Annotated in this window: 15 protein-coding genes; 10 read left to right on the top strand and 5 right to left on the bottom strand. The window is 42.1% G+C overall.

Annotated elements, in window-relative coordinates; translation table 11 throughout:
- Nucleotides 1-104: 104 nt before the first annotated feature.
- Nucleotides 105-1,280 (top strand): ParB N-terminal domain-containing protein, encoded by a 1,176-nt coding sequence (locus F7734_RS04300; RefSeq protein WP_155743538.1) that lies wholly within the window; start codon nucleotides 105-107, stop codon nucleotides 1,278-1,280.
- Nucleotides 1,281-1,331: 51 nt separating this feature from the next.
- Entirely contained in the window at nucleotides 1,332-5,042 is a 3,711-nt protein-coding gene (locus tag F7734_RS04295; protein WP_347566125.1) for a hypothetical protein, read from the top strand.
- A gap of 1,329 nt (nucleotides 5,043-6,371) precedes the next feature.
- On the opposite strand, the gene F7734_RS04290 is transcribed toward F7734_RS04295, so the two are convergent.
- Complete coding sequence (locus tag F7734_RS04290; RefSeq protein ID WP_155743537.1) at nucleotides 6,372-10,382, bottom strand: AAA-like domain-containing protein; 4,011 nt, start codon at nucleotides 10,380-10,382, stop codon at nucleotides 6,372-6,374.
- A 34-nt stretch (nucleotides 10,383-10,416) separates the two neighbouring features.
- The gene (locus tag F7734_RS04285) at nucleotides 10,417-11,961 is read right to left on the bottom strand and encodes an AAA-like domain-containing protein (protein WP_155743536.1); all 1,545 of its coding nucleotides are present in this window, start codon (nucleotides 11,959-11,961) and stop codon (nucleotides 10,417-10,419) included.
- A 1,010-nt stretch (nucleotides 11,962-12,971) separates the two neighbouring features.
- Here F7734_RS04285 and F7734_RS61700 point away from each other — a divergent pair.
- The 4 genes from F7734_RS61700 to F7734_RS04260 all read left to right on the top strand — a co-directional run bounded on the left by F7734_RS61700 (nucleotide 12,972) and on the right by F7734_RS04260 (nucleotide 17,891).
- Complete coding sequence (locus tag F7734_RS61700; protein ID WP_207714009.1) at nucleotides 12,972-13,682, top strand: hypothetical protein; 711 nt, start codon at nucleotides 12,972-12,974, stop codon at nucleotides 13,680-13,682.
- Between the two features lie 572 nt (nucleotides 13,683-14,254).
- Complete coding sequence (locus F7734_RS04275) at nucleotides 14,255-14,785, top strand: hypothetical protein (protein WP_137986191.1); 531 nt, start codon at nucleotides 14,255-14,257, stop codon at nucleotides 14,783-14,785.
- A 285-nt stretch (nucleotides 14,786-15,070) separates the two neighbouring features.
- The gene (locus F7734_RS04265) at nucleotides 15,071-16,771 is read left to right on the top strand and encodes an ATP-binding cassette domain-containing protein (protein ID WP_155743534.1); all 1,701 of its coding nucleotides are present in this window, start codon (nucleotides 15,071-15,073) and stop codon (nucleotides 16,769-16,771) included.
- Nucleotides 16,772-17,267: 496 nt separating this feature from the next.
- Nucleotides 17,268-17,891 (top strand): hypothetical protein, encoded by a 624-nt coding sequence (locus F7734_RS04260; RefSeq protein WP_155743533.1) that lies wholly within the window; start codon nucleotides 17,268-17,270, stop codon nucleotides 17,889-17,891.
- 481 nt (nucleotides 17,892-18,372) lie between these two features.
- Here F7734_RS04260 and F7734_RS61695 read toward each other — a convergent pair whose 3' ends face one another.
- On the bottom strand, nucleotides 18,373-18,510 hold the full coding sequence (locus F7734_RS61695) for a hypothetical protein (RefSeq protein WP_207714007.1): 138 nt from the start codon (nucleotides 18,508-18,510) through the stop codon (nucleotides 18,373-18,375).
- Between F7734_RS61695 and F7734_RS04255 the strand changes: the two genes are divergently transcribed.
- Entirely contained in the window at nucleotides 18,509-19,579 is a 1,071-nt protein-coding gene (locus F7734_RS04255) for a PrsW family intramembrane metalloprotease (protein ID WP_207714006.1), read from the top strand. The two genes, F7734_RS61695 and F7734_RS04255, sit on opposite strands and share 2 nt — an antisense overlap.
- A gap of 152 nt (nucleotides 19,580-19,731) precedes the next feature.
- On the top strand, nucleotides 19,732-21,486 hold the full coding sequence (locus tag F7734_RS04250) for a mechanosensitive ion channel family protein (protein WP_155743531.1): 1,755 nt from the start codon (nucleotides 19,732-19,734) through the stop codon (nucleotides 21,484-21,486).
- Nucleotides 21,487-21,511: 25 nt separating this feature from the next.
- On the opposite strand, the gene F7734_RS65065 is transcribed toward F7734_RS04250, so the two are convergent.
- Nucleotides 21,512-21,640 carry a hypothetical protein gene (locus tag F7734_RS65065; protein WP_279239659.1) on the bottom strand — a complete coding sequence of 43 codons (129 nt, stop codon included), beginning with the start codon at nucleotides 21,638-21,640 and terminating at the stop codon, nucleotides 21,512-21,514.
- A 308-nt stretch (nucleotides 21,641-21,948) separates the two neighbouring features.
- A complete protein-coding gene (locus F7734_RS04245; RefSeq protein ID WP_155743530.1) occupies nucleotides 21,949-22,437 on the bottom strand; it encodes a hypothetical protein in 489 nt (162 codons plus the stop codon).
- A gap of 358 nt (nucleotides 22,438-22,795) precedes the next feature.
- Here F7734_RS04245 and F7734_RS04240 point away from each other — a divergent pair, with 358 nt between their 5' ends.
- Both F7734_RS04240 and F7734_RS04235 read left to right on the top strand, forming a co-directional pair.
- The gene (locus tag F7734_RS04240; protein ID WP_155743529.1) at nucleotides 22,796-23,827 is read left to right on the top strand and encodes a hypothetical protein; all 1,032 of its coding nucleotides are present in this window, start codon (nucleotides 22,796-22,798) and stop codon (nucleotides 23,825-23,827) included.
- Between the two features lie 62 nt (nucleotides 23,828-23,889).
- Nucleotides 23,890-24,831: a chromosome partitioning protein ParA gene (locus tag F7734_RS04235; RefSeq protein WP_166481723.1), complete on the top strand. Its 942-nt coding sequence runs from the start codon at nucleotides 23,890-23,892 to the stop codon at nucleotides 24,829-24,831.
- The last annotated feature ends 149 nt before the right edge of the window (nucleotides 24,832-24,980 follow it).

The following is a 24,980-nucleotide window of genomic DNA, read 5'->3' as shown; positions in this document are numbered from 1 at the left end:
TGCTTGGCAGTAGGCACTTTGAGCATTTGATACATTAAGTTGCGATCTAAAGCAGAAGTTCATTTGTACTCAAGATTTGTCTTTAAGTATGCTTGTGCAAAAATATGCGTTGTCTAGATAATCGACAAATTTTACATATCCCTCCAAGTGAGTTGGTTGTTCATCAGAAGCTTATAGAAATTTATGGCGAAAATGAAAATCGCCCTAAATTGGAAGAGAGTATTAAGAAAGAGGGAATCATTACACCTCTTGAGGTTTCAATACGCACTCTTGTAAAAGTTGTACTTTCTGGTAAGTGTCGGTTGCAGATAGCCCTGTTGCTTGGTTTACCTACAGTTCCAGTTACGATTGGGGATTATGCTTCCTCAGAAGAGGAGATTGATATATTGTTCGCGTTGAATCTTCACCGTGAGGAAAAAACTCATTTTCAGAAGTTTGTTGAGGGTCAATATTTTGAGTCCGTACTGCGTCCCCAAGCAAAAGCTCGTCAAATTGAAGGTGCAAGTTATGCCCGTCAGGCTCTGCTTTTGTCAAATTTGACAAAAGCAGATGATGCAAATAATTCTCAAGAAGCAGGGCGGATAAATGTACGGGCTATTGTTGCTGATAATTTGCAAATCAGTACTGGAAGCTATTCTAAGGGCAAAAAAGTATTTGAGTTTATTTCTCAACTAACGGAAGAAGGCAAATTACGTTCAGCTTCAGCATTACAAAAAGAATTCAACCGTAGCATTGATGCAGCGTATAAATTTATTTGCGACGAGCGTCGGGGTGAAGTGTTAAAGGTCATTGAAAGTGGTGAGGTTTCGACGATTCGAGACGGTTTGGGTTTAGTTCGTCAAGGATTTCGCAATCCTTTTAGGGGGTTTGAAGTTGGGCAAGTATACCAATTTCAGAAGGAACAGCGATCGGGTCTGGGAAGGTTTGGTAGAGTGATCAAAATTACTAACGAGTTTATTGAGTTCGGTTTTCGGAATTTTAAAACTAACGATTTGGAGACTATCAGTCTCAGACCTCAAAACGTTGATGCCATATTACAGGAGGAACCCTCGACGCAAGAGAGAGAAAGAATATTTCAGTTGTTGCAAAAGTTCAAATCGATTTACCCGGTGCGAGTTGCACTCACTGAAATGCTAAATTTTCCTCATTTGATGCTGGAGGAGGAGCGGTATCTAGCATTTCTAGAAACTGGTCAGCTTGAAGAGATGATTGACCAGCGCAAAATTGAATTTGACATCTTATCTAAAAATGAATTGGCAGGGGATTTTTGTGCTGCATAGGAATGCTTTGTTAACCAAAGACGAATACAACTGGTGGCGTGGGGGTGCGCGGTGAGCAAGTTTATCCGCACCAACCTTGTTAATCCCTGTCCTGTGTGTGGGGATACTCGCGGGCGCTGCCGTCATCTGCCGAATAGCCCCGATACTGTATTGTGCATGACGGCGACAGATGCATATTCAGCACCCAAGGGCTGGAAATTTGTCAAACTTACCCGTGATGGGTTGTGGGGAATTGTACGGCGCGATACTGGTGATACTAATGAAGCTTCGAGACGCGAGTGGGCAGAACGTTGGCGTTTGTTACGAAGCGATCGCTTGCGACAAGAAAAAGCTCGCCATGCTGCAAGTCTGAGCGAAGAGGAGCGCGATCGCCACATTCGAGATGTTCTCGGACAACTACAGTTATGTCAAAAGCATGAATTCGATTTAAAACGCCGGGGACTGAGTGAAGAGTTAATCGTTGCAGGACAATTTAAATCTGTCAAGCAATGGCAAAAACTCGATAGGGAAGTTTCTCACCGCTTGGCAGGTGTTTCTCTTGGGGGACGTTCTTTGATTACCCCTCAATCTGGCTATCTTTGTCCTGTATGGAATCCAGAAGGACAAATTATTAGCTGGCAGTTGCGGGTTGGCAATATTGAAGTTGATGTCCCTAAATATTTTTGGGCATCCTCTCGGACAAAAAAACGCCCCACCGGACCAACGGCTCACTTGCCTAATGGCGAGTTACCTCTGACTTTTTGTACTCCTGTGATTCAGAATGAGTACACTCTCAACGAAAACGCTCCTATATCCTTTGCTTACATTGGATTGGCTGAAGGTATCCTCAAACCTTGGATTATTGCCCAAAAAAGAAATCAAATTACCATTGGTGCTGCCGGTGGTCACTTTGCCTCAAGCCCTGAAACTTTCAAGCGGTATCTAACTGCTGCAACCGAAAAGTTGGGCGGTACAAAAGATTTGCTCTTGTGGGCTGATGCAGGTGCCGTTCTCAATAAAAATGTGATGCGCCAATACCGAAGGACTCACGAGTTAATCAGGAGTTGGGGGTACACTCTGCTCGTGGCTTGGTGGGGTCAAGTTGATAAATATTGCGCTGATGGGGATGAGTACACAGGTGAATTTGAAATTTTGAGTTGGATGGAGTTTGAAAGTTTATCGCGCCATCCCCAACGCGTTTGGGATGATGTGAAAATTCAGTTAGCCCAAATCGAAAAGCTTTTACGCCCAAAGAGAGGTTTTCAGCGACGGGTCAAGAAATCGATTAGCAAGAAAGCTCCACAAGAAATATTAGTATACACGCACTCGGATTTACCAACTCCCGAAGAATACAAAAGATTGTTTTGCCCCAAGATTGTATATCTGGGAGATGAACGGGTCAGCCTTTGGCTGGAAGCTGTTGCAAAAGGTTGGCAACACATCTTAGATAAATCAACTCCAGGGTTGGGGAAATCTCATACAGCCGGAAGCATGACGCCACAGGAGTTTGGCAGCCGTCAACTTTGGTATCTTGCCATCGATCATCGCAATCCAACGACCATCGCGGTTGAAGCTAATTTTGTCGATTTACCCCCTCGCCATAGTGGTTTGAAGAGCGATCCGACTCGACTAACTCCCCTTGGACAGCCCTTTTTAGTCCACCCAAATGGAACTGAAAATGTGACTGCCCCTGGTAATTGTCATCGAGCAGGTACCTTCCGCGCATTGGCTGCAAAAAATCTTAACCATATTGAAGAATCTAACAACCCAATTTGTCTCTCGTGTCACCTGCTGAATGCCTGTCGTCACAGTACCGGTGAGGGGTTTGGCTATCGCTTTCGACGGCATTCTGTTCTTCAACAGAGCCAAGTTAGAGCGCATCCAGATAGTCTCCCGAACCCAGATGATTACCAATTTTCTGATTGTGGCATGATTTGGGATGAGGCTTCTGTTATAATGCGATCGCGTAAAAAAATTGAAGTTCGTCTGGGCGATTTCAATCGAACAGTGGGTGAGTTAGCTCTGAAAGCACCGGAGTTGTTTGCCAAACTCCACCCTCTTTTTGAGCGATTGAAGTTTCTTTTTTGTGGTGGGGAGTCGAAATCAAAAACTCCATCGTTCGCATCAGATATTCAACTCCCAAGTTGTAGTCGTTATGGTTATGATGATACGGCGATTCATCAACTCCTCGGTCAACCAGAAGATGATATTGCCCTACTTATTGATGAACTGGCGAGGGTCCTTGCTCCTGACTTGACGTTTTTAGCTCAAGGTGCAGACAGTATAGATACGACTGTCGGTACTGCAAGCGAACGTGCCACTTCCAGGCGAATCAATAAACTATTGCGCTCAACTGCTTACCAAGAGTCTCAACAAGCTCTCGAAGCAATCGCTCTGAATTGGTTGATTCCACTGCTGTCAGTATGGGGGAGACATATCCGTGGAGCATTACATTTTCATAAAGGAATATTGACGGTACATTTGGAAGAAACCCGCCATCGGGATGTCGCAAACGCAGCGCAGTTCAATATCTACTTGGACGCTACTATTGATGTCAGGTACCTTGCTCTGAAGTTAGGAATGGGGGTTGAAGATGTACTTGTTGTCGAGCAAGTGACCCCAAGCCATGAAAATTTGAAGGTGGTGCAGATCGCTAACATGGGTGTTTTGGGACGCGACAGGCGATCGTCTATGCACCACCGCCTAGATGCACTGCGCTCTGAGATTGAAGCCATGTCCCCTGGTGTGGCTTTTATCGAGCGCAAAAGTTTTGCTCTAGAAGGTGATGGTTACCATTTTCGCGATAGTAGAGGCGTGAATCGTTTTGCAAATGCTCCCGCTCTTTGTTCGATTGGTATACCTTATCCTAATATTGGCGATCTAGCAGCAGAGTATCAAGTTCTCACAGGTCATTCCGTTAATTTTAATTTACCTAGAGCGCTCGCAAAACTGAGTGATTCAACAACTCCTTCCCTGCTAGAAGATGACTCTAAGGTGTACCCAGAAGCAGGAGAACTTTGGAATTCTGGAGAAGAAATGACACCACTCGTCTTACACTCCCAACAGAGCCAGACTATAACCTTTGAAGAGTTTGTTGATAGCTTTGTGAGAGCAGAAATTATTCAAGAAGCGGGACGGTTGCGATCGCATTTACGTCCACTTAAGCAATTAGTTTACTATTTTGTAGGAGATTATGACTTAGAATTTTTATCCGAGGCAATGCCCGGTATAGCCTTGGAGCAAATCTCATCAGTAGAAGTTTCCCCCCAAGCAGGAACAAAAAATCAGCGAGCCATCTGGTTAGTTTCTCATTTATTTTCTACCTTGTTCAAACAGGGCAATAAGAAACCAAAGCAAAAAGAAATTGAAAACCTCTCGCTCTTAGAGAGCGAAGAAGGAGGAATTACTCAAGGAAGGGTGAGCCAAATAGGCAGACTATTTGGCGGTTGGTCAATTTTCGCCAAGTTAATTACCGAATTATTATCAATTTTTCTGGAATCTCATGAATCAGATATTACCGAATTTGATGAAGATGAACATTGGATAAAAGATGTTTATTTACCACTTCTTGTTCATGCAGGTGAAATTCCCAAAGTTGAAGCCGTCAAAGAAGTCATCGAACTTGTATCAGTTTATGGTTGGGAGACTTTTCGGAAAATACTAAAATCAGTTGCTTTCGATATTCAAGTCAAGATTTTTGAATATGTAGCATCAATGATTCCTGAGGATATCCTTTCAATTTTTGTTCGCCTAGGTCAAGAACTTCATTTAGATTCTTCTTAACAAAAAGAACTCTGGTGTCAGTCGCCAGAATTCAGAAATGTTGGTTAAGCGACTGGCGGACTCGTCTTGGGGTTTAAATCCCCACCCTACGGGTTCGCCAGTCGCCTACGGAGGGAGACCCTCCTGCAGCGCTGGCTCACCGTCTACACGGGAGCCAGTACTGTAGCCCGGTTTACCAACATAGGTATCTAGCGTTGTCTACAATTGCGCCAGGTAGGAATCCACATACTCAAGATTGCTGATTCCTGAATTCTGAATTCTTCTTCAATACCAAACTTAATCTAACAGCTAGTTGTTTGAAATTTTCAACATAAATATACAGTCAATACGATTCGGTTGATATCATCACCCACGTATGGTGACGCTACACAAGCTTGGTTCGTATGGTTCTGGGCTATCTTCGGCAAGAGTTTAACCGAACCGTATTGAGTGTATAGCCATGCAGCATTTATTTTTATATCTGCTGGTTATTTGTGTTGCCTGAAATTATATAAAAATATTATTCTTTTCAAGAAATATTTGTTTTTTTTCATTGATTATTTTTGATATTCAATTAAAGACAAAAAAATCAATTTTTATTACCAATAACATGAATAGTTTGGCTTTTCCAGCACCTATCTTATCTAAAGATTTCAGATTTGTTGTTTCAAAAATTTATCTCTCTAGAGTTTTTATTTGGATTTTGAACCTACATTGATATGCAAAAGCTTATACAGCAAGCTTAAAGCTCTAAAAACCCATTCAGAAATCAAACCGGGTTTTTATATTAGTTTTGTATTGATAAACTAAATTAACTAAATTAATATTTGAAAAATCAATTTTTCTTGAGGTTTTTGTACTCAAAACTCACAATGTAACGAGTTAGAAAAACACTAGGTATATGTCCTAAGTACAGCAGCTACCAACTGAGAACCGCTATATCTAGGCAAGGGGAGTTGCAAGCGATTGCCTCCCGGACACTATGCGACGCTGTACTGGTAAAACAAATACATATCAGCTCAATATTGGAATATAGGGGTATAAGTAGTATCGGAACAGAAAACCGGGTGAAGACGTATTACATGAAAATTACAGAAGTGTTCAAGCGCTGAAACTTTTGAATTCTCGTTAAGATATGACGAATGCGATTTCATGCATTGAGCTACTACACCCCTCAATAAAACCCTTATTGCATAAGGGTTTTAAGCTAAACACGGTTTTCTGTTCTAATGATACTTATACCCCAAAATCAAGTATTTCGGAGTCGGTCGCTCTAAACCTTGATAACTTCGTTGCCTAAATTTTTAATCAACCATGAAATAACTTGATGAAATTCTTTGGCTAACAGGCTTAACCGGATGTATTCGAGTAGGCTGGAGGAATCGTTTTTTCAACCTGACAAAGAGATTGACGATCGCTCAAATCTGGATGCGATCGCAAATAATCTTTTATCCACATACAACCAGAGTGCAATATCTGGTTACTATCTAAAACGCGATCGAGTTGCCAAAGAATCACAACATCATCTAACCCGGCAGATGCTAGGATTGCTCCTTGGTTCTGGGTAACGGGGTAAAAGGCAACATTCAATGCTCGTTGTTCGTGTCCTTCTAGAGTAGCGTGCAAGATGCCATCTAGCGACCAAAGTTTTACTTTATTATCCCAACCAGCAGAGGCTAAGACGGTGCCCCAGTTGTCGGGGAGTCCAGAATGGGGGGGAATGAAGGTGATACCATTTACCCGATCTGTGTGGGCGGGAATGGTGCGAATTAATTTACCGTCTAACGACCACAGTTTTATTGTCGTGTCTTCGCTGGCTGTAGCAACAAACTTTCCATCAGGACTAAAGGCGACATCCCAAATAGTCTCGTTATGACTTTTCAGGGTAAATTGCGGCTGAGATAGAAACTTCCCGTTTGCATTCCTGTGCCAGAGGCGAAGAAACGTATCTCGACCGCCGATCGCTAACCATTGGTTATCATGGCTAAATGTTCCAGCATTGAGGCGATCGCGGTTTTTAGGTAGGGACTCACTCAGGGTTTGGATGAAAGTGCCATCCTGCTTCCAGAGTTTGGCTGTGCCGTCCCAACTGATGGAAGCTATTTCTAGCCCGTCGGGACTAAACACCACATCCCGCACTGTTGCGTTATGGGCTGAGATCGTTTTTAAGGGTTTTCCCTGCATCGTCCATAAAGTCAAGGAACCATCATCGCTACCGGCGGCGATCGCTTTCCCATCTGGGCTGATATCCACTGACCAAACCTGTCCCGGTGGCGGGGTTAAGGTCTTGAGCAGTTGTCCGGCTCGATTCCACAGCTTAATGGTGCCATCAGCACTAGAGGAAACAATTGTTTGCCCATCAGGGCTAATCGGCGTGTGCCAAACAGAGGCACGATGACCCCGCAATACAGTGAGAATATCGCTTTGCCGCTGCCACAGCCGCACCAAGTTGTCTTCACCACCGGAAATCAAACGACGACCATCGGCACTGAAAGCTACTTCCCATGTACCGTTAATATGGGCATACAGGGTTTGATTGACAGTTCGATCGCTGTTCCAAAACTTAATTGTGTTATCCCAACCAGCTGAAGCGAGGGTTTGTCCATCGGGGCTAAAGGCGAGAGTCACCACGCTGCTGTCGTGTTCTGTGGCAGTTTCCAATAAAGCGCCAGTGACAGTCCACCAGATAACATTACCAATCCAGTCTCCAGCTACCAGAGTTTGTCCGTCAGGGCTGAAGGTGACGCTCATCAGACGGTTTTTACCTTTTTTGGATGCGATGGGATTATTCAGTGTCCGAATTTTCTTACCCTCTAGATTCCAGAGAATGAGAGTATTATCATCACTGACCGAGGCTAGGATGTTAGCATCAACAGGACTAAACGCCACCTTTGAAACTGCATGGCTGTGTCCCTTAAAAGTACGAATCAAGCTGCCGTCGATGCGCCAAAGTTTTACTGTCTTGTCGTTACTAGCCGAGGCAATCCATTGTCCGTTGGCACTGACGGCGAGCGATCGCACCCAATCTTGATGTCCGTTGAGTGTTTTAACCAGTGTACCGTCCAGCTTCCACAGTCGCACAGTGCCATCTTGCCCAGCCGAAATTAGTTTATCGCCTTTGGGAGTAAAGGTGACATCAAAGACTTCTCCTTTGTGACCACTAAGTACTTTTACCAATGTGCCATCGCTTTTCCACAAAGTAATCTTACCGTGTTGGTGAGCAGCAGCGATTGTCTGTCCGTCGGCAGTGATGGCAATACCCCGCACTTTTCCCTGTTTACCGTTTAGGCGGTTGCGTTCAATGACTTGAAAGGTGGCACGGCGCAATTCTCGATCTACCTTGGTAAGTAACTCAGCAGGCACATCCGCTAATTTGCTCAATCGAGTCTGGGCTTTGATGGCACTGACTAAAGCATCTAATCGATTCCCAGAGGCAAACTGAGCTTCCGAGACGTTAGCGATCGCTTCAATTTCTCGGAGAGTGGCTTGATGTCTTTGAGCGAAGGCATACATTCCCAAGAAACTGGCGACGACGAAAGCAATACTAACAGTCCCCAGTAACCACTTTTGCAAGCGACTGGCACGTTTTTCTTGTTGCAGTCGCTTTTCAACTTCTTGCAGTCGCCGGAATTCTTCTTGTCGTTTCAAATCATCTAAGTCGGTGCTGGTGCCAAACCACTTGACTACCTGTCCGCTTCCATCCTTGATGGGAATCGCCCGATTGAGAAACCAGCGATAGTTTCCCGCGACATCTTGTATTCTCAGTTGCACTTCATAGGGTGAGTTGGTTTCTAGGGAATGTTTCCAAGCGATAAGGCTATTGGGGCGATCTTCAGGATGAACCAAATCCAAGCTTTTCCAGTCCGTCACCGTTGAATGCGATCGCCCCAAAAAGGTACTTAAGTGCTGGTTAGTATAAGATAGTCTACCATCTGGCTCTACAATCCATACCATCTGGGGCATTGCTTCTGCTAGTTGCCGAAAGAACCTTTCGCTTTCTTGCTGCGCCGCAAATTGCCGCCGGATTTCTTGCTGTTCTGCATCCTGACTAGCGGCCAGAAATTGGTAATCTAAATCGCTGAGGCTTTTATTTTGCGCCCACTTTTGGGCATCAATTAGAGCTTGTCCCCGTAAAAGCCGGGATGTATCCTGTTTTTGAGAAGCAATCCAAGCTGATACTGTTTCATAGTAGGGACATAGTTGATTTAATTGTGCTTCTACCCATTCCCGATTAAAAACGTCTTGATATATGCGATTGCGGATTTGCAAATATCCTTGATATTTAACTACCAAACCAGAGAGCAGCAGTTCTATCTGTTCGCGACTGTCGTCGGCTGCTACGGGAATAGCTTGTAAAAGTTGCTGATAGATTCCGAGTAATCTACTAATGCGTTGAGTATTGTAAAGCAGGCGATTGCGAATTGTGCGTAAATGCTCTGGTTCGTCTTGAGATTCCCAATTGTTAATGATTTGCGATCGCACTAAACACTCTATCCAATCTGCTTCTTTACCTGGTGCAATTTCCAAAGGTAGGCTAGTTTTGCCGTTGTTACTTTCTAGATTCATCCCTTGGCTGTAATGCTGTTGCTTGGTTATTACCACCAACTGACATAATTTTTGCGTTAGAAATGGCTGTCCATTAGTCCAAGCAATAATTTCTTTAAATACCCTTTGGGGATTGTTCACAACTTGCTCTAATCCCACTACCAGAGGTTGAGCCTCTGCTAATGTAAACCCTTCTAAATTAATAGCAACACCAATATTAAAAGGTGTTTTGAGTTTATTTTGAATTAAATCAGAGGGAGTTGCAACTCCAAATAAAGCAAAACCCAGTCGTTCGTATTCAGGATTATGAACTCTTTGTTGATAACAAGCCCGAATCCACGCATAGAAATCATCTATGCCAAAGCTTAATTGCAGCAAGCTATCAATTTCATCAATGAAAATAAAAATCCGATTGTTACTCAGATTGACTAGCAAAATATCTTCAATAAAATTGCCCAAGCGTTGTATGAGTGAAAACTCAGTTTGTTCTTGCCACCAAGCTGCAAAATCGATTTTCTTAGCTAATCCAAAACTATGCAGCAAGCGGACAATTATCCCTTTATAAAATTGTGTTTGGGTGAGTTCTTGGCTATATATTTGCGTAATATCAATGTAAGCACAACTAAAGCCTTCATTTTGTAATCGTTGCTTGGTATGTACCAGTAGTGAAGATTTGCCTATTTGACGACAGTTAAATACATAGCAAAATTCCCCCGCTTTCAGGGCTGTATAAAGCTCAATATCTGCTTGTCTATTAACATAGTTAGCAGCATTAGCATTTAGACAACCACCAACTTTATAAATGCTTTTGTTCATAATAGCAAATCATAATTAGCTGAACTTTGTTTAATTACGACATCAGATATTTTTTAAAGAAGTATCGATATAATTGGCAACTAATTACCCATTTTTGTTGTTGCAATTGAATTAACCCCATATTTTCTAATTGGTAGGCAGTTAACATATCTAAATCGATATTTTTATCTTTTGTTAAAAAGATTTTCATAGTATCTAATAATTGGGTATTTTTTTGTAATTTATTTAATAAATTTTGTAAATGTTGACGATAAATTCCTACTTCTGTGATTGCTGTTTGCAAAATCTCTTCTAAGGTTAATTTATGATAGAGCAGGTGATAAAGAGTAATATTTAGTAATGCTGGATGTCCCCCGATTAATTCCATTAATTGCTGCATTTGCTTGTTTTGTTGCCAATCAATTCCATAGCGGTTGGCTAACTCAATTACTTGCTCAGAAGTAAATTCTGATAATTTCAATGGTAGCCCAATGTTAAAAGGAGATTGATTAATTTCAATAGAAAGATAAACATCTGTTGAATACACAATCACCAAACGCAGCTTTGTCCATACTTCATCCTGTTGCGCTTCTTCTTGCCACGAACGTAACAGAGGTAAAAATTCATTGGCTAGATCGGGATATTCAAAAATACACTGAACTTCGTCTAATACTAATAGTAAAGGTTTTTCTAAAGGTGCAAGCAAACATTCTTTTAGATAAAGAGTGCAGCTGAGTTTACTACCTATTTCTTCGTCCCAATGTTTATCGGCATTAAATTCTCTGCCTAATTGACGAGCAATACTAGCAGCTAACCATTGCATGAATAATTGAGGTTTTCGCAAAACATCAATATCAACTTGAGCGATATTGATTTTTGCAGTTTCATACCCTAACATTCTGGTATGAGCTACAATCCGCAACATTAGAGAAGTTTTACCCATGCCTCGACAACCTTGAATGCGAATGACGCATCCAGGTTGCGTAATTTCTTGATATGCTAGTTCTTCTAATGGAGGACGAGGAACATAGAATTTAGAATCTAAAGATAAAGGAGCGCAGGGATATTTTATATATTCACTAATCTTTGCTCCATCGTTGTAATCGCTCTGTTTGTTAAGTGTCATTTCACTCTTAATTTTTTCTTCACCGAGAAAGACGGAAACAATTTGAGATGGTGCAGTATTTGGTGTGATTGTTTGTTGTTCCCCCGACAATTCACTTTCTGGTAATAAATCTGCATTAACTGAATTTTCAGATAAATCTCGATCTATCAGTTGTCTATCTTCTGGCGAATATTCCCGCAGAAAATCCATATCATTGGCATCATAGAGGGTGTAGTCATCTTCATGCAACACTAAATCAAAAGCACTAAAGCAGATTCGCAGGGTACGCGGATCTATCCTCGAATTCAAAGACCATAAACGGCTTAAACTAGAGGTAGAAATTCCAATGCGATCGCCTAATTCTACTTGTGTAAAACGTTTACCTCCTCTTTTTTGTCTCTCTTCTTCCAAAATTGCAGTTTGCAATCTCTTCATCCCGACAGCAGTTAGAACTACTCCTCTTTTTCGCAGTGATTTATTTTTGTCTTCTTTCATTTCTAAATGAAAATTTTAACTTGTTTTCATATTAATTTTGCTTAAAAGTGGTTTCCAGCCTTAAGTGACGTATATGATGTTTTAATGGATGTAATCTAAATATTACCAGATATCTGCCACAGCTTAACTGATGTAAGTGAAGTTTTTGAACTGGGAAAAAATCAATTGATTTTTTAAGTAGGTCAACCAAAAAAAACGTAAAATAGATAGACTATAAAAATTAAGTGATAAGTGATGCCTAGCGCGTTAAAAATAATACTAACTGCGGAAGAAGACCTGACACTCAAAGAACTCAGCTATGCAGATAAAGTACCAGGGGGTAAATGAGCAATCGAACAGAAACTTACGCTAAGGAATTGATGAGCCGCTTTCAATACTGCGATAGCGTAAGCGCTAACGGCTGAAGCCGTATCGCCACGGATAACACTGTACCAATTGAAGTCTCTGAAATTTAGGAGCTTCAAACCCTTGCTGTACCGTATTAAATTGTTGCACCAAATAACTTAGACTTCAATTGGTACAGCTAAAACAAGCTTTTTCTCCGGATTTTAGTGAATGAGAGCGATTTTATTTCTGTAACTCTCTCACAGCAAGGTTTTCAAGCTGTGCGTGGCGGCAAAATCTCTCTTCGCTACTTTTACCCCTAAATGCCTATGTAAGTAAAAACAAGATTTGTATATAAAAATACAAAAAAAAATTAGCAAATGAAGTATTATATTGCACAATCCTGAGATTACCAAAACTACAGCCTATATAAGAGTGTTTTCAGGTAATTTGCCTGGAAGTAAGTTAACTGATTTATCTGCACTTGAGGTAAATAAGAAAACATGGGAAATTTGAAGCTGTCTAAAATATTGGCGTTGCTCAATCAGAACTATGAAATTCTAAAATTACTTTTTTTTCCTTCGTAACGATGTCTAAACTATGATTCGCCGTTAGCCAAACCCCAATTTACTAAACAAGCGTCTTGGTGTTGGTAAGTGCGCCCCTTGAAATTAGCCAGAATCTCAATGCAACCAATAAAAAGCTTGCGAATATTAGCCCCTACTATTGTGGGTTTATTAACTCTTACAGTCACTCATCCTGTTAACGCTCAAGCAGTGATTGACACTTTAGACAACGGTAATCTGAGTGTGACTGGTATGAGATCGGGAAGTGGCTGCACAGTCCTTTTTAACCCTCAAGGAGAGATCCTGCAACAAGGACGATCCTGTAGTTCAACAGAAATCCGTAAAGCCCAGGCCGCGATCGATAGCTACCTGCGGGAACAAGGCACATCTGACAGTGACAATGGCAGCTCGTCGGGCCAAAATCTGACGTTGATCTGCTATGGTGAAGGTCGCAAACCGACTGTCGCAAATCGCTATGGATATGAATGGAACGACCGCCGCCATCGCTATGAAGCAAGTAATCGCGTAGAGTTAACCACTGGCGACTTCGATTCCGAGGTTCAGGTCGAAATCCGTGGTTCACAGGGAAAAATCCATCTGACCGGAAAGCTTATCGCGCCGATCCATTCGGGCGGTGACAATGGATGGTGGCCGCTCTACGACCTTCAGGTCGCGCCCGATCGCATTACGGGAAAATACCGGATGAACGAGCTAAATAAACCGCGTGTCAATATCGACCGGCGCAGCGGCAGGATCGCCATAGATGGGATTGAAAAGTTTCGGGGCGAGTGCAACTCAGGCGATTGGGGCGGCAGCAGAACCCGATTCTAGCCTAGTACGCTATTGGGTTTGTAACAAACTTACCATCTTTTGAAGATGCAGCGGTGTTGGAGTTTTTCGAGAAGTCGTCCCGGAATCTGCTTCACCCCTGTTTAGCACCGCAAAAAGGAAAATTGTATGTCCCCCCTAAGACATGAAGCCCCTGTACCGGTTGAATATCGACTGTTTGGACTCGATCGTCGGCTCATTTGGCCGACGATGAGCGTTTATTTTGTGGTGTTTTTATGGTCGGGAGTCATGCCAGCTATCAACGAGGCTGTTCACAACAAGGAGGTTTTAGCAGGGACAGCTTATAATGTCGGCCCTGTAAGTTTTACGCCGACCCAAGGCTGGGTGATCGCTAAGACCCCATCCCCTGTCGGGAGGTCATCAAACGCAGTGGTCTTCAAAGATGGCGTCACGTTTAGCGTCAAAAGGGGTATCCGCCGAGGTATGTGCAAAATGGGACACGTTGTCAATAAATATTGCAGAGAATACTTAATGTCAACCGTCACTTTGTTAACTGTCAGCATCCCGCTATTAAGAGAGGGGGCTTTGGTTTCCACGCTTCCAGAGGTTTTTCGATGAAAATGTATTACAAACGAATTCTTGCTATCCTACCAATATTTGCATCTTTCGGATATTTAGGAACACCTGAATTGCTTGTTTCAGCACAGAACGTGCAATCTATTGCAAATCCTTTACTAATCTCTCAAAGAGAACGACGCTCTATACGAGCAGTATCAGGACCGGACGAGCAAGGACGTTGGCGGTTTAATAAACCAAGTGGTATCTCTGATGATGCTATGCGAGAACAGGGATGTGTTGATGTCGGGAGAAATAATGCCCAACGTTGGCGTTGTCCCAGTCAAAGAATTAAAGTATATACGAATGATAGAGACAGATATAATACATACGATCGAGGATGGAGTAGAAACAGACGCTCTATACAAGCAGTGTCAGGACCCGATGACCGAGGACGTTGGCGGTTTAATAAGCCAAATGGTATTTCTGATGATGCTATGCGAGAACAGGGATGTGTTGATGTCGGGAGAAATAATGCTCAGCGTTGGCGTTGTCCCAGTCAAAGAATTCGTGTGAGAGAAGGTCGATAGTCAAATTTATGCCTTCGGCACGCTTCGCGAACGGACGAGCCTACTCGTTCGCGGCTTTATTGACTCCTGCCTTGTTTCTTAACGACAAAACGATTTCTAGGAGCAATGTTGGCAAGTGCTATGGCATTTTCATTACTCCATGATGTTAATGTTTTCGGTGGTGTAACTCTACCCAGTATGTGTATTCAGCTCGTCTTAACCTTCTTGTTTGAATTCTTGTTTGCGCTACTCATGATTAAGCTTAACAATATTTTACCCCTAATCATTTTCCATTAAATACAGATCGTGGATAAAATTCAGCAATTACAACAATTTGTACGGTGGTTTTGGGAAGTAGCTAAACGCTACTGGGGATCTCAGGAGCGGTTTCGAGCATGGGGATTGTTAGCAGCAGCCGTTCTTTTTATCATCCTCGCTAACAACGTCGGTGCCTTACTGAATCGCTATCAGGGAGAGTTTACCACTGCCCTAACCAATAAGCAATTAGAGAATTTCCAGCATTCTCTGCTCCTATTCGGGGGAACGTTACTGGCGTTAATTATATTCTCGTTTTTTGAGAATTTTATTCAAATTAAACTGCAACTCTACTGGCGAGAGTGGTTGACCAAAGATTTCCTCGATCGCTATTTTGCCGATCGGGCTTTTTATCAAATTAATGGCAATAAGGCGATCGACAACCCAGATCAGCGTATTTCCGAAGATATCGAGTCTTTTATAAGCAGTTCCCTCACATATTCTCTTTCCCTCGGCAGTAATGCTCTGAATGGTTTTCTCTTTATCAATATTCTCTGGAGTATCAACCAAAACCTCGTTTTTGTCGCTATTCTAACGGCACTGGCTCAAACGTTGGTTAGTTTTTTCATCGGTCGGATTCTCACGCCGCTAAACTTCAAAAACCTGCAATATCAAGCTGACTTTCGCTATAGTTTAGTCCATGTGCGTAATAATAGCGAATCAATCGCTTTTTACAAAGGAGAGGAAGAGGAAGAAGAAATGGTTCAATCGAAGTTCTTCCGATTACTTGCCGTTCTCCATGCCAAAATCCTTCCTAGTAGTCTCTTAGATGCAATCAATACTAGTTTAAATTTTACTGTTTTGATTATTGCCTATCTCATTCTTGCCCCACAATATTTCGCAGGGCAGGTTACCTTTGGCGATGTGACTCGTTGTGTTCCCGCTTTTTTAACAATCGTGAGTGTTTTTAGTTGGTTCGCAAGATCTTTTGAAGGATTAACTCTTTTCGCTGCCGTCATCAAACGATTAGGAACTTTTTCCGATTATTTACACCAAAATCAACAACCTGCTCCTTCGCAATGTGTTATCGATACCTTAATCGAACCTCGTTTTGCCCTCAGTCACGTCACGGTAAAAACTCCCGATCAAAAACGGGTGCTAGTAAAAGATTTATCAGTAGAAGTTCCTAATAGTGAGGGAATTTTAGTGATGGGGGCTTCTGGTTCAGGGAAAAGCTCAATTTTGCGAGCAGTTGCGGGTTTATGGAATATGGGCGAAGGCTATATTTACCGTCCCAACACCGCCGAGATTTTATTTATTCCCCAACGTCCTTATATGGTTTTAGGTTCACTGAGAAATCAAATTCTCTATCCCCATACCAAGCGAGAAGTGAGTGATACAAAGCTACAGGAGGTTCTAGAACAGGTAAATTTGACTGATTTAGTTGCCCGTGTGGAGGGTCTTGACGTAGAACTCAATTGGGCAGATGTTTTGTCCTTAGGGGAACAGCAACGATTGGGGTTTGCTCGACTTTTCTTACATAATCCTCACTATGCAGTGTTAGATGAATCTACCAGTGCTTTAGATGTAGCCAATGAAAAACATCTTTATCATCAATTACGAGAGTCGAATATTACTTATATTAGTGTCGGTCATCGTCCTACTTTAATTCCTTATCATCAATTAATTGTGGAGATATTAGGACAGGGAAAATGGCGGTTTTTATCCCCCCATTTTCAAGAATTGTTCTAACAAGTATATGGTAGAGACTTTTGGGTAACGCATACTTAATTTCTGGAGATGTCTATTGGTTAATTCAACCCGTCTGTAGCACCTCTTTTAGGAGGAACTGACTGAAGTTGTGCTTTTGCCAAATCCGTGTTGGGGTATAAGTATCATTAGAACAGAAAACCGTGTTTAGCTTAAAACCCTTATGCAATAAGGATTTTATTGAGGGGTGTAGTAGCTCAATGCATGAAATCGCATTCGTCATATCTTAACGAGAATTCAAAAGTTTCAGCGCTTGAACACTTCTGTAATTTTCATGTAATACGTCTTCACCCGGTTTTCTGTTCCGATACTACTTATACCCCATTTTAGATGCATGGATTTTGCACTAATCTCTAATCCCTAGAGGGACAAAACGAAATAGTTTAAAAATATTTTGTAAGTGTTAACTAGCAAACGCACATTTCTGAAATAATATCAAATGTCATATTCTTTGTCATAACTTAGGAGTTTTATGGGAATGAAATCTTCAAATTCGTTTTTAGCGGTAGCACTGGCGATCGCTTCTTTAAGTTTTCCCGTATCCGTCAAAGCCGATACCGTGAATGCCCGTTGTGATGTGTTCCCAAAAGGAGAAGATCGCGCCACATCCTCTGGTCGGTGTACCTTTTCCCAACGTCAGGGTGCGGTTAGCATTCAACTGGAAAATGGTCGTAGCTATGACTTGCTCCCTGTGGGTAATCGACCCGGCAATTATCGCGATCGAAATGGTGATGCTGCCTATCGACAAGCTGGACTTGGCGATCGAGGACAGATTTATCGTCTCGCCAATGAGTCAATTTTTGTCTATTGGGATACATCTGCCAATCGACAAAACTCAGGGAACAGAAATGGTAGGGCTGCTGCTGGGCGTCAGCCTGAAGCGGGTACTACCGTCCCTCGGTTGAGTGATTTAGTGGGGGCAAGGGCAGGACAGGCAGAAAACGCAGTGAAAAAACGGGGCTATCGATGGGTCAAGAGTGATGATTCGGGCTACAGCTACTGGCTAGAAGGCAAAACCAACTACTGTGTAACAATCCAAACAGACCAAGGACGCTACCAATCGATTGTTTATACGGGCGGCCCAGAGGATTGTCAGAATTAGTTGTTATATATCTGGACAAACAATCCAATTTAGAGACTCATAGAAAATAAATTATCCCATTTCACGCCCATTAAAACGACTTTCTTTCCCCCTGCCCTCTAAGCGATGGAATATTTTTTAATAGGAAGTCCCTTAGAGGGCACTGAGAGGATGTATTAAGCTGAGAAAGCTGAAACCCTCATTCCTTGATTAAGGCACAATCAGTAGACCGAAAACTTTAGCCTCAATAATCACGATACATTTTTAACATGAAGCTTCAAAATTTGCTTTTAGCAGTCGCCACCGCGATCGCAAAATCGTAAAAAGCAGCATTCCTACTCTTGTGAGGAGCGATCGCAGTTTCAAGATGAAGGCACACTTTAACCCGTCGTCATGAAAAAATATCCAACACAGTGGATTGGCATCTCTGTGAGGACTAATTCACTGCTTCTCCCTATCATCATCAAGTACCTATGTTGTTAACCAATCGAGCCAGACTTTTCTATGGATCGCCCTTAAGCCACCCCCGCAACGCTGTGATAATCAGCATTTTTTTGGCTGTATTAATTGCCATCAGCGCGTCATCCCTTATCAAAGAATTCTCACCCGTTACCCCGGTTGGTTTCCAGGTCTTTTTCATGGCTCTGGCAGCGGCAATCTTACTGGCGCTTTTTCCCCTGGCAATTTTGTGGTTTCTCGACCGCCGCGAACCAGAGTCAAGATGGCTTTACTCGATCGCGGTGCTGTGGGGCGCTCTGATTGCCACCGGGTTAGCCCTTCCGCTTAACAACTACATATTCGCTGCTGTAGCTGGCTTTGTGAAAGTGCATCCTGATGTCCAGGCAATTTTTGGGGCGAAAGCCGGACTAATTTTGGGTGCTCCCATCGCAGGTCCGCTGGTGGAAGAAACCTCGAAAGGGCTGGGGGTGTTGCTGTTGTTCTGGCTGCTGCGGGCTGAATTTGATGATGTTCGAGATGGCTTTATCTACGGTGCGCTAGTAGGGCTTGGCTTCGACTTGTTTGAAGCCCCTTTGTACGTCCTAATAGGATACGTCCAAACTGGGGATGCACCCCTGTCTTTCCAGCTAGCGGATCGGTTTGCTCTGTTTGGGCTAGCAGGACATACGCTCTATACAGGGATGTTTGGCATGGGACTGGGGCTAGCTCGGCAAACCACCCGCCCCTGGTTGCGCTATGCGGCTCCTGTGGGGGGTTGGCTGTTGGGGTTTTCGGCACATTTTCTCAATAATAGTTTAGGTTTATTATTTTACCTGTACACCTTTCTAACAACTGGGAAGCCATTTCATGACGAATCCACTCCCGAAGCGGTTTCCAAGGTGACTGAACCCTTCTTCAGCTTGTGGGTCAGTCATAGTGCCTTGAGATTACTTGGCTTTTTCCCATTTTTTCTGGTTGTCGGGGTGATGCTGTGGCAGAGCGGCATTTGGGAACGGCAGGTGATTCGGGAAGAGTTGGCAGATGAGACTGAACCTGTGATTACAAGGGAAGAATACAAAGCGGTGAAGTCCGATCGCATTTTCAAAACTCGTCGCATTCAACATACAAATCGGCGCATCTCAGTAGCGATCGTCAAAGCCCAAAACGAACTTGCAATTCGTAAATGGAGGGTGAAGCAATCTGGACAACCTGTGGAGACCGATCCATTGGTCGTCTCTTGGCGAAACGAACTTGTGCGATTGCGAGGTTAGTGCATTGTTGATTCATTGCATGAGGTGGAATGGCACTCAAAATGAAATCAATGAACATAAAGGAATGGATTTCTCAAGTCACTCTGGCGAACGTGGCGCTATTATCAATTCCTTAGAGAGATGTGTTGAAGACAGATAAGTTTTTTATATTTATGTTTTTATTCCATCGATTCCGCCGATTAATCATTCGGTTTGTGCCGCTCGGTTTAACGACGATCTTGCTGGTGCTTGGCTCTTGTGCGATCGCCCAGAGCCAACTCCCCTCACTATCAGCATCGACTGCCAATGATTCCCTGAATCCTCCATCTACAGTTAGCCGCTATGGGGAGTATGAAACAGCTCCGATCCAATCGCCTTTAGATAAAAACAAATTGTTTGATGTCACTTCTCCCACGATTTTTAATCGCGATAAAGTCCCGTCCGGGAAACTCCCTGTTGAAGTCCGGGCACAAGAGGTGAATGAGCGGTTGTGGAGGGTTCTCAATCGAACCATCCGTGCTAAACAGACACCAATTGTCACCGTTGCTACCTTGAATAACCGACCCATCCTTGAAATTCGTAATGATAAATCCACCCGTCCTATTCGTTTGGTAACCGTAACAGAACCAGATGCCGACTTTAATGGCAAAACCCTGGACAATTTAGCCCAGGAATGGCAAAAGATTCTTCAAGATGAAATGGTTCGGTTCCAGCAGTTAGCGTCACCGAAAGCCATTGCTCAGCGTGTAGGACAGGCATTTCAAATCTTGCTGGGCTTGTTGATTGCTAGCGCTACGATCTGGTTTCTGAGACGAATGTTAACCCGTCAGCAACAAATCCTAGAAGCTCGTTATCAACAGCAACTAGCGGTGCTTGCAGAAGCGGAAAAAGCACAGAAATCAGAAGCAATCGCCTCATCAGAAACTACGGAAAGAGAAGAAATGAAAGCACGAGAAATTGCGGATTTGCGAGCGCAATTTTTGACAACTTTGCAACACCAATTTACTCTGAAGCGTCGATTAGACATTAACAAATTTATCAAATGGGCACTGTTTTGGATTTTCATTTTGATGTGGTACATCGGCATTGCTCGCATCATATCCACAGTCCCCCTATTGATGCGATGGACTCTTTACGTATGGGCAACACCACTCGAATTGATTGCGATTTGGTTTGGCATTAGTTTAGCCCTCCGCATCAGCACCAGTGCAATCGAGATCTTAATGCATTCGGTGAAAGCAAATCCCCTCCTCCCGTTTGGAGAAGTACAACGAATTGCTCTAAGAACTACAACGATCGCGTCCGCTTTAAAGGGATTCGTTAGTTTTGTTTTGGTGATAGTAGGAATTATTTGGACTCTCAGTTTATTCAATGTTCCAACCAGCTCAATTTTTGCGGGAGGCGCAATCATTGGTTTTGCGATTTCCTTTGGTTCCCAGAGCTTAGTGAAAGATCTCATCAACGGATGCTTGATTTTGGTGGAGGATCAGTTTGCCGTGGGCGATGTGATTCAAATTGGGGACAAGAGCGGACTGGTAGAAAATCTCAACCTACGAGTAACTCAGTTGCGGAATAACGAAGGTCAATTAATTACCATTCCTAATAGCAACATCACGAATGTCAGCAATCTAACCCGCCTCTGGTCACGGATAGACTTTTCTATTGTAGTTGCTTATGAAAATGACCCATTGTATGTCCTCGATGTTTTGCGGCAAATATCCAAGCAGCTGTATAGCGAACCTGAATGGCGCGAGATCCTGCCAGAGCTACCAGAAGTCCTGGGCATTGATGACCTCTCCCATACAGGAATGCTAGTGCGCGTTTGGATAAAAACGGCCCCAATGGAACAATGGCGCGTTGGACGAGAATTCCGTCTACGTGTTCGACAAGCTTTTGAAGCAAACAATATTCAGATTGGCATCCAATGAATTACTTACAACACGGGTTTGGCTGTCACCCAGTAGTTTGACCGGGTCTTTGCTGTTCTAAGTTGCTGTTGCGCTCAGGTGCGCCTTGCTCCTGGAGATAGGTATCGATCGCAGTTTGAGCTTTACCAATTTCTCTTGAACTAGGATGTAACATAAGCGTGGCGGAATTCCTTTTCCATGTATTACACCGTCACTCTCCCTCCATCCTTTACCGCGTATTACACGGGTTGGGTTTTAGCCGATCCATAATTCCTTTGAAACCTTACCCAGTCCGGTATTAATTCCTCTCTCCCTTCAATCAGGAGCAAACGTACAGTTAATACTTAATTTAATGAAAAAGTCAACTGTAATTTTCTTGTTCAGAAAGTAGCCATCTCTGAAAAAATGCCCGAAAGCTAGACACAGCTAGCTTTTTTAGACCATCTTGCTGGAAATTACACACAACTGGGCTCAACGTCGTAACTAACTCACTTTCGTTTCTTGGTAAGTTCTTGGAAACCAATAGTCATCTTTGCAGGAATAGTCGTAGTTTTTGTTGATGATTCTGACGACTTTTTCTCTTGTATCAGTGCTATCAAATAACTCTTTGGCTATTTTATACAAGGGATTGGTGATTATTCCCCGACAAAGTTTGATAGCAGTCCAATTGCCCAGTACAGCCCATTGCAGCCAGTAAAGTGTGGCAGTTTCAATAGTGACGGGTTTTATTCCCGACGGCTCATTTTTCTCTATCAGAAACTCGATATCGTGGTATGAAACTGGTTCTCCGCGTTTTTCTTCTGCCCTTATAAAGCTCAAAATTGTACTGAAGTTCTTACCAATGACTCCACATACCTGGTTGGCATCTAGAAAAAAATGATTTTTGGTTTGATACCATCTTGTATTTTTCTTATGTCGATAAATCTTGAGATTAATTCCGTTAATATTTATTGTTTTGTAGTTCTTGTCCATATATTCAGGTACTTCTTAGAGCAATGATGTATTTGATTTTAAATTTAGCTATTCTCATCATTTATGTCTAGTTAAATTTGTTGTTACTAATCAAGTAAATTTAACAAAAATTCTGTTAAAAATTATTGTTAATCATCTTGAATATAATTTTACATAATTTATCTGGATACTTGCAACCGCTAGAAAATAGATTGATGTTTTATCTTTCAACTAATGTTGATAAACATGAATTTTTGTTGATTGATTTTTAGACGGAGAAAGTTCATACTAGAAACCATCTAGCGAACAAACTAGTCAGGCTTGGATTGTAATGGATAAATACTGGCTACCTCGAAAGGTTATTTTTCAAGGTAACCCTATGAGGTTTTTAGATATCGATACGGGTATTGAGTTCCTAGCAGAAGATATATGCAATCTTGTTTGTCCTGGAATTATTGATAAAGGAACTAAATCTTTTATCGAAGCACTACCACTAAAACTACGCCGCTATCGTCCAATTATTGATGAGAATGGCACATTAAAGGAGGTTGATACTTTATGCTGGTTAGCACTTAAGTTTGTTTTTAATCTATTTGGTTATGAAAAACATCGGGAATTTGTGCGCTGGTTGCGTAAGGATGTTGTTTCTAGCGCTACTGCAGGTACAATCCTAACCGCTTCTAAAGCTCACATTGAGGATGGCATCATCTCTCCTGGAGAGAAAGTAGGTACTATTCGTCAGTCTTTAAACCAAACCATTGGTTTGAAAGATACTGAAGATTTTTCAGTTAAGAATGTGCCAGTTGCATCACGGTTACCAGCTTCTGAATTAATTGTAGCCAAGCTAAATTCCCTTCACTGGTTCAATGTTATTAACAATTGTCAGTTAGTTTCATTGTCAGAAATGTATTATGAGTCTCGGTTTTCTTTGGTAGGTGCTCCTCCGACGCTTGTACCTGCTATTCAAGATTATTCTTTGCGGGATGATTCTTTCAGTGCTGCACTTTTAGAAGCCACATATCTCAGTTTTTTGTACAAGCAAGTTTCTGTACCTTTATTTCATTCTGGAATTGATTTACAAAATCACTTGTTACGCAGGCGTTATCTAGATTGTTGTCAGTTAGCACTGGAAAATGACAACATATCTTACTCAGATTTATACTTCGCTTTTGTGACTGATGCTGACAACTTGTTTCTAGCGCAAGAACTGGATATTGCTCTCATATTTTCCTACCTTAAAAAGCATTTGAGTTTTCCCATTTTACGAATTTTGGAAGGAGGTATTTTTTTGCAAGCACTTGATTTATGCGGTTCTATAGGAACCCTAGATAGCCAAATAGTTTCATCTTTAAGGTTAGCTTACCTCAATTGGCTATCGATACTTTTGGAAGAAATCAACTCTTCTCATTAATATTCCATCCATTTGAAAATCTCATTTGACTGGCAAAGTGTATTGACTTTGCAAAGGTTTTTATGTCTCGTAGCAAGAATAATAAGGCTAAGAAAGTTATGTCTGACAACAACAATGCTTCAGCTAATACCAATGATAAAGCTCAAAGACGTTTAGTAATTATTACAGGTGATAAAGGGGGAGTGGGAAAAAGTACCTTTGCACGAGGTTTGTTACAGCTTTATGTGGATAAAGATATCAAATGCCTTGCTTATGAAGCCGATCAGCGAAACCCTCAGGTATCAAGACACTTTGGCAATAAATACGGTCCATTAGTTGACTATATAGACATCTTTCGCAGGGGAGGTGCAGATCGGTTACTTATTACAATAGAGAAGAAGCAAGATTATTCAAATTTCTTGTTGGATTTACCAGCCCAGTCTGGTGGCTTCTTTGAAGAGTTTGTGAAAGAAGTAGCTTTTTTTGAAACGTTAAAAGATATTAATTGTCGGGTGACTATGGTTTCAGTTATCAGTAGGGTACTTGATTCAGTTAATGTGTTGGAGAAGTTGTATCACTTTTGTCAAAAGCAAGTTGACTATGTTGTTGTAAAAAATCTGTTTCATGGTGAGGATCACAAGTTTGAACGTTATAATGATTCCGACTTTCGTCGCGACCACAAGGAGATATTAAATGAAATTGTTATGCCGGATTTGTTTTACATACCGTATGATTTTATTGATGTTCATGCCTTAACATTTGCTGATGCACAGACTCATCCCGGTTCCAATATTGCAATTAGAGCGAGAGTGAAATTTTGGTTGGCTGAATTTGAGGAAAAGGTAAAACCTCTCTCTAATTTATTCAATCTTGATATTCCGCCAACTCCAGGTATTTATAAAGAGATGGCTGAAGCAACCGAAAAACTCAGAAAAGAGCAGGAATCTCAAGCTGCTAAGGTTAAAGAAAGAATTCAGGAATCAGAACTCAGAAGCCAGGATGAATCTGAGCTTCCTGAATGTTGAATTGGTGATAAGCTTTTCTGTAGTTGCTGCACCAGTGGTAATCAGAGCAAGGCTTTGGTCACCGGATTTATACGTGGATAAAGCATAAGTTTCTACTAATTTACTGAGTTCATTCAAAGAAACATTCTGACTTCTGAATTCTGACTTCT

This window comes from Scytonema sp. UIC 10036 (genome assembly GCF_009725235.1).
Note: the sequence above shows the minus strand (reverse complement) of the source record. Positions and strands in the feature narration are given on the sequence as shown.

Coding starts and splice junctions, on each gene's coding strand:
- F7734_RS04300 (WP_155743538.1), top strand. CDS start 105: ATGCGTTGTCTAGATAATCGACAAATTTTACATATCCCTCCAAGTGAG.
- F7734_RS04290 (WP_155743537.1), bottom strand. CDS start 10,382: ATGAACAAAAGCATTTATAAAGTTGGTGGTTGTCTAAATGCTAATGCT.
- F7734_RS04285 (WP_155743536.1), bottom strand. CDS start 11,961: ATGAAAGAAGACAAAAATAAATCACTGCGAAAAAGAGGAGTAGTTCTA.
- F7734_RS61700 (WP_207714009.1), top strand. CDS start 12,972: ATGCAACCAATAAAAAGCTTGCGAATATTAGCCCCTACTATTGTGGGT.
- F7734_RS04275 (WP_137986191.1), top strand. CDS start 14,255: ATGAAAATGTATTACAAACGAATTCTTGCTATCCTACCAATATTTGCA.
- F7734_RS04260 (WP_155743533.1), top strand. CDS start 17,268: ATGAAATCTTCAAATTCGTTTTTAGCGGTAGCACTGGCGATCGCTTCT.
- F7734_RS04255 (WP_207714006.1), top strand. CDS start 18,509: ATGGCTCTGGCAGCGGCAATCTTACTGGCGCTTTTTCCCCTGGCAATT.
- F7734_RS61695 (WP_207714007.1), bottom strand. CDS start 18,510: ATGAAAAAGACCTGGAAACCAACCGGGGTAACGGGTGAGAATTCTTTG.
- F7734_RS04250 (WP_155743531.1), top strand. CDS start 19,732: ATGTTTTTATTCCATCGATTCCGCCGATTAATCATTCGGTTTGTGCCG.
- F7734_RS65065 (WP_279239659.1), bottom strand. CDS start 21,640: ATGTTACATCCTAGTTCAAGAGAAATTGGTAAAGCTCAAACTGCGATC.
- F7734_RS04245 (WP_155743530.1), bottom strand. CDS start 22,437: ATGGACAAGAACTACAAAACAATAAATATTAACGGAATTAATCTCAAG.
- F7734_RS04240 (WP_155743529.1), top strand. CDS start 22,796: ATGAGGTTTTTAGATATCGATACGGGTATTGAGTTCCTAGCAGAAGAT.
- F7734_RS04235 (WP_166481723.1), top strand. CDS start 23,890: ATGTCTCGTAGCAAGAATAATAAGGCTAAGAAAGTTATGTCTGACAAC.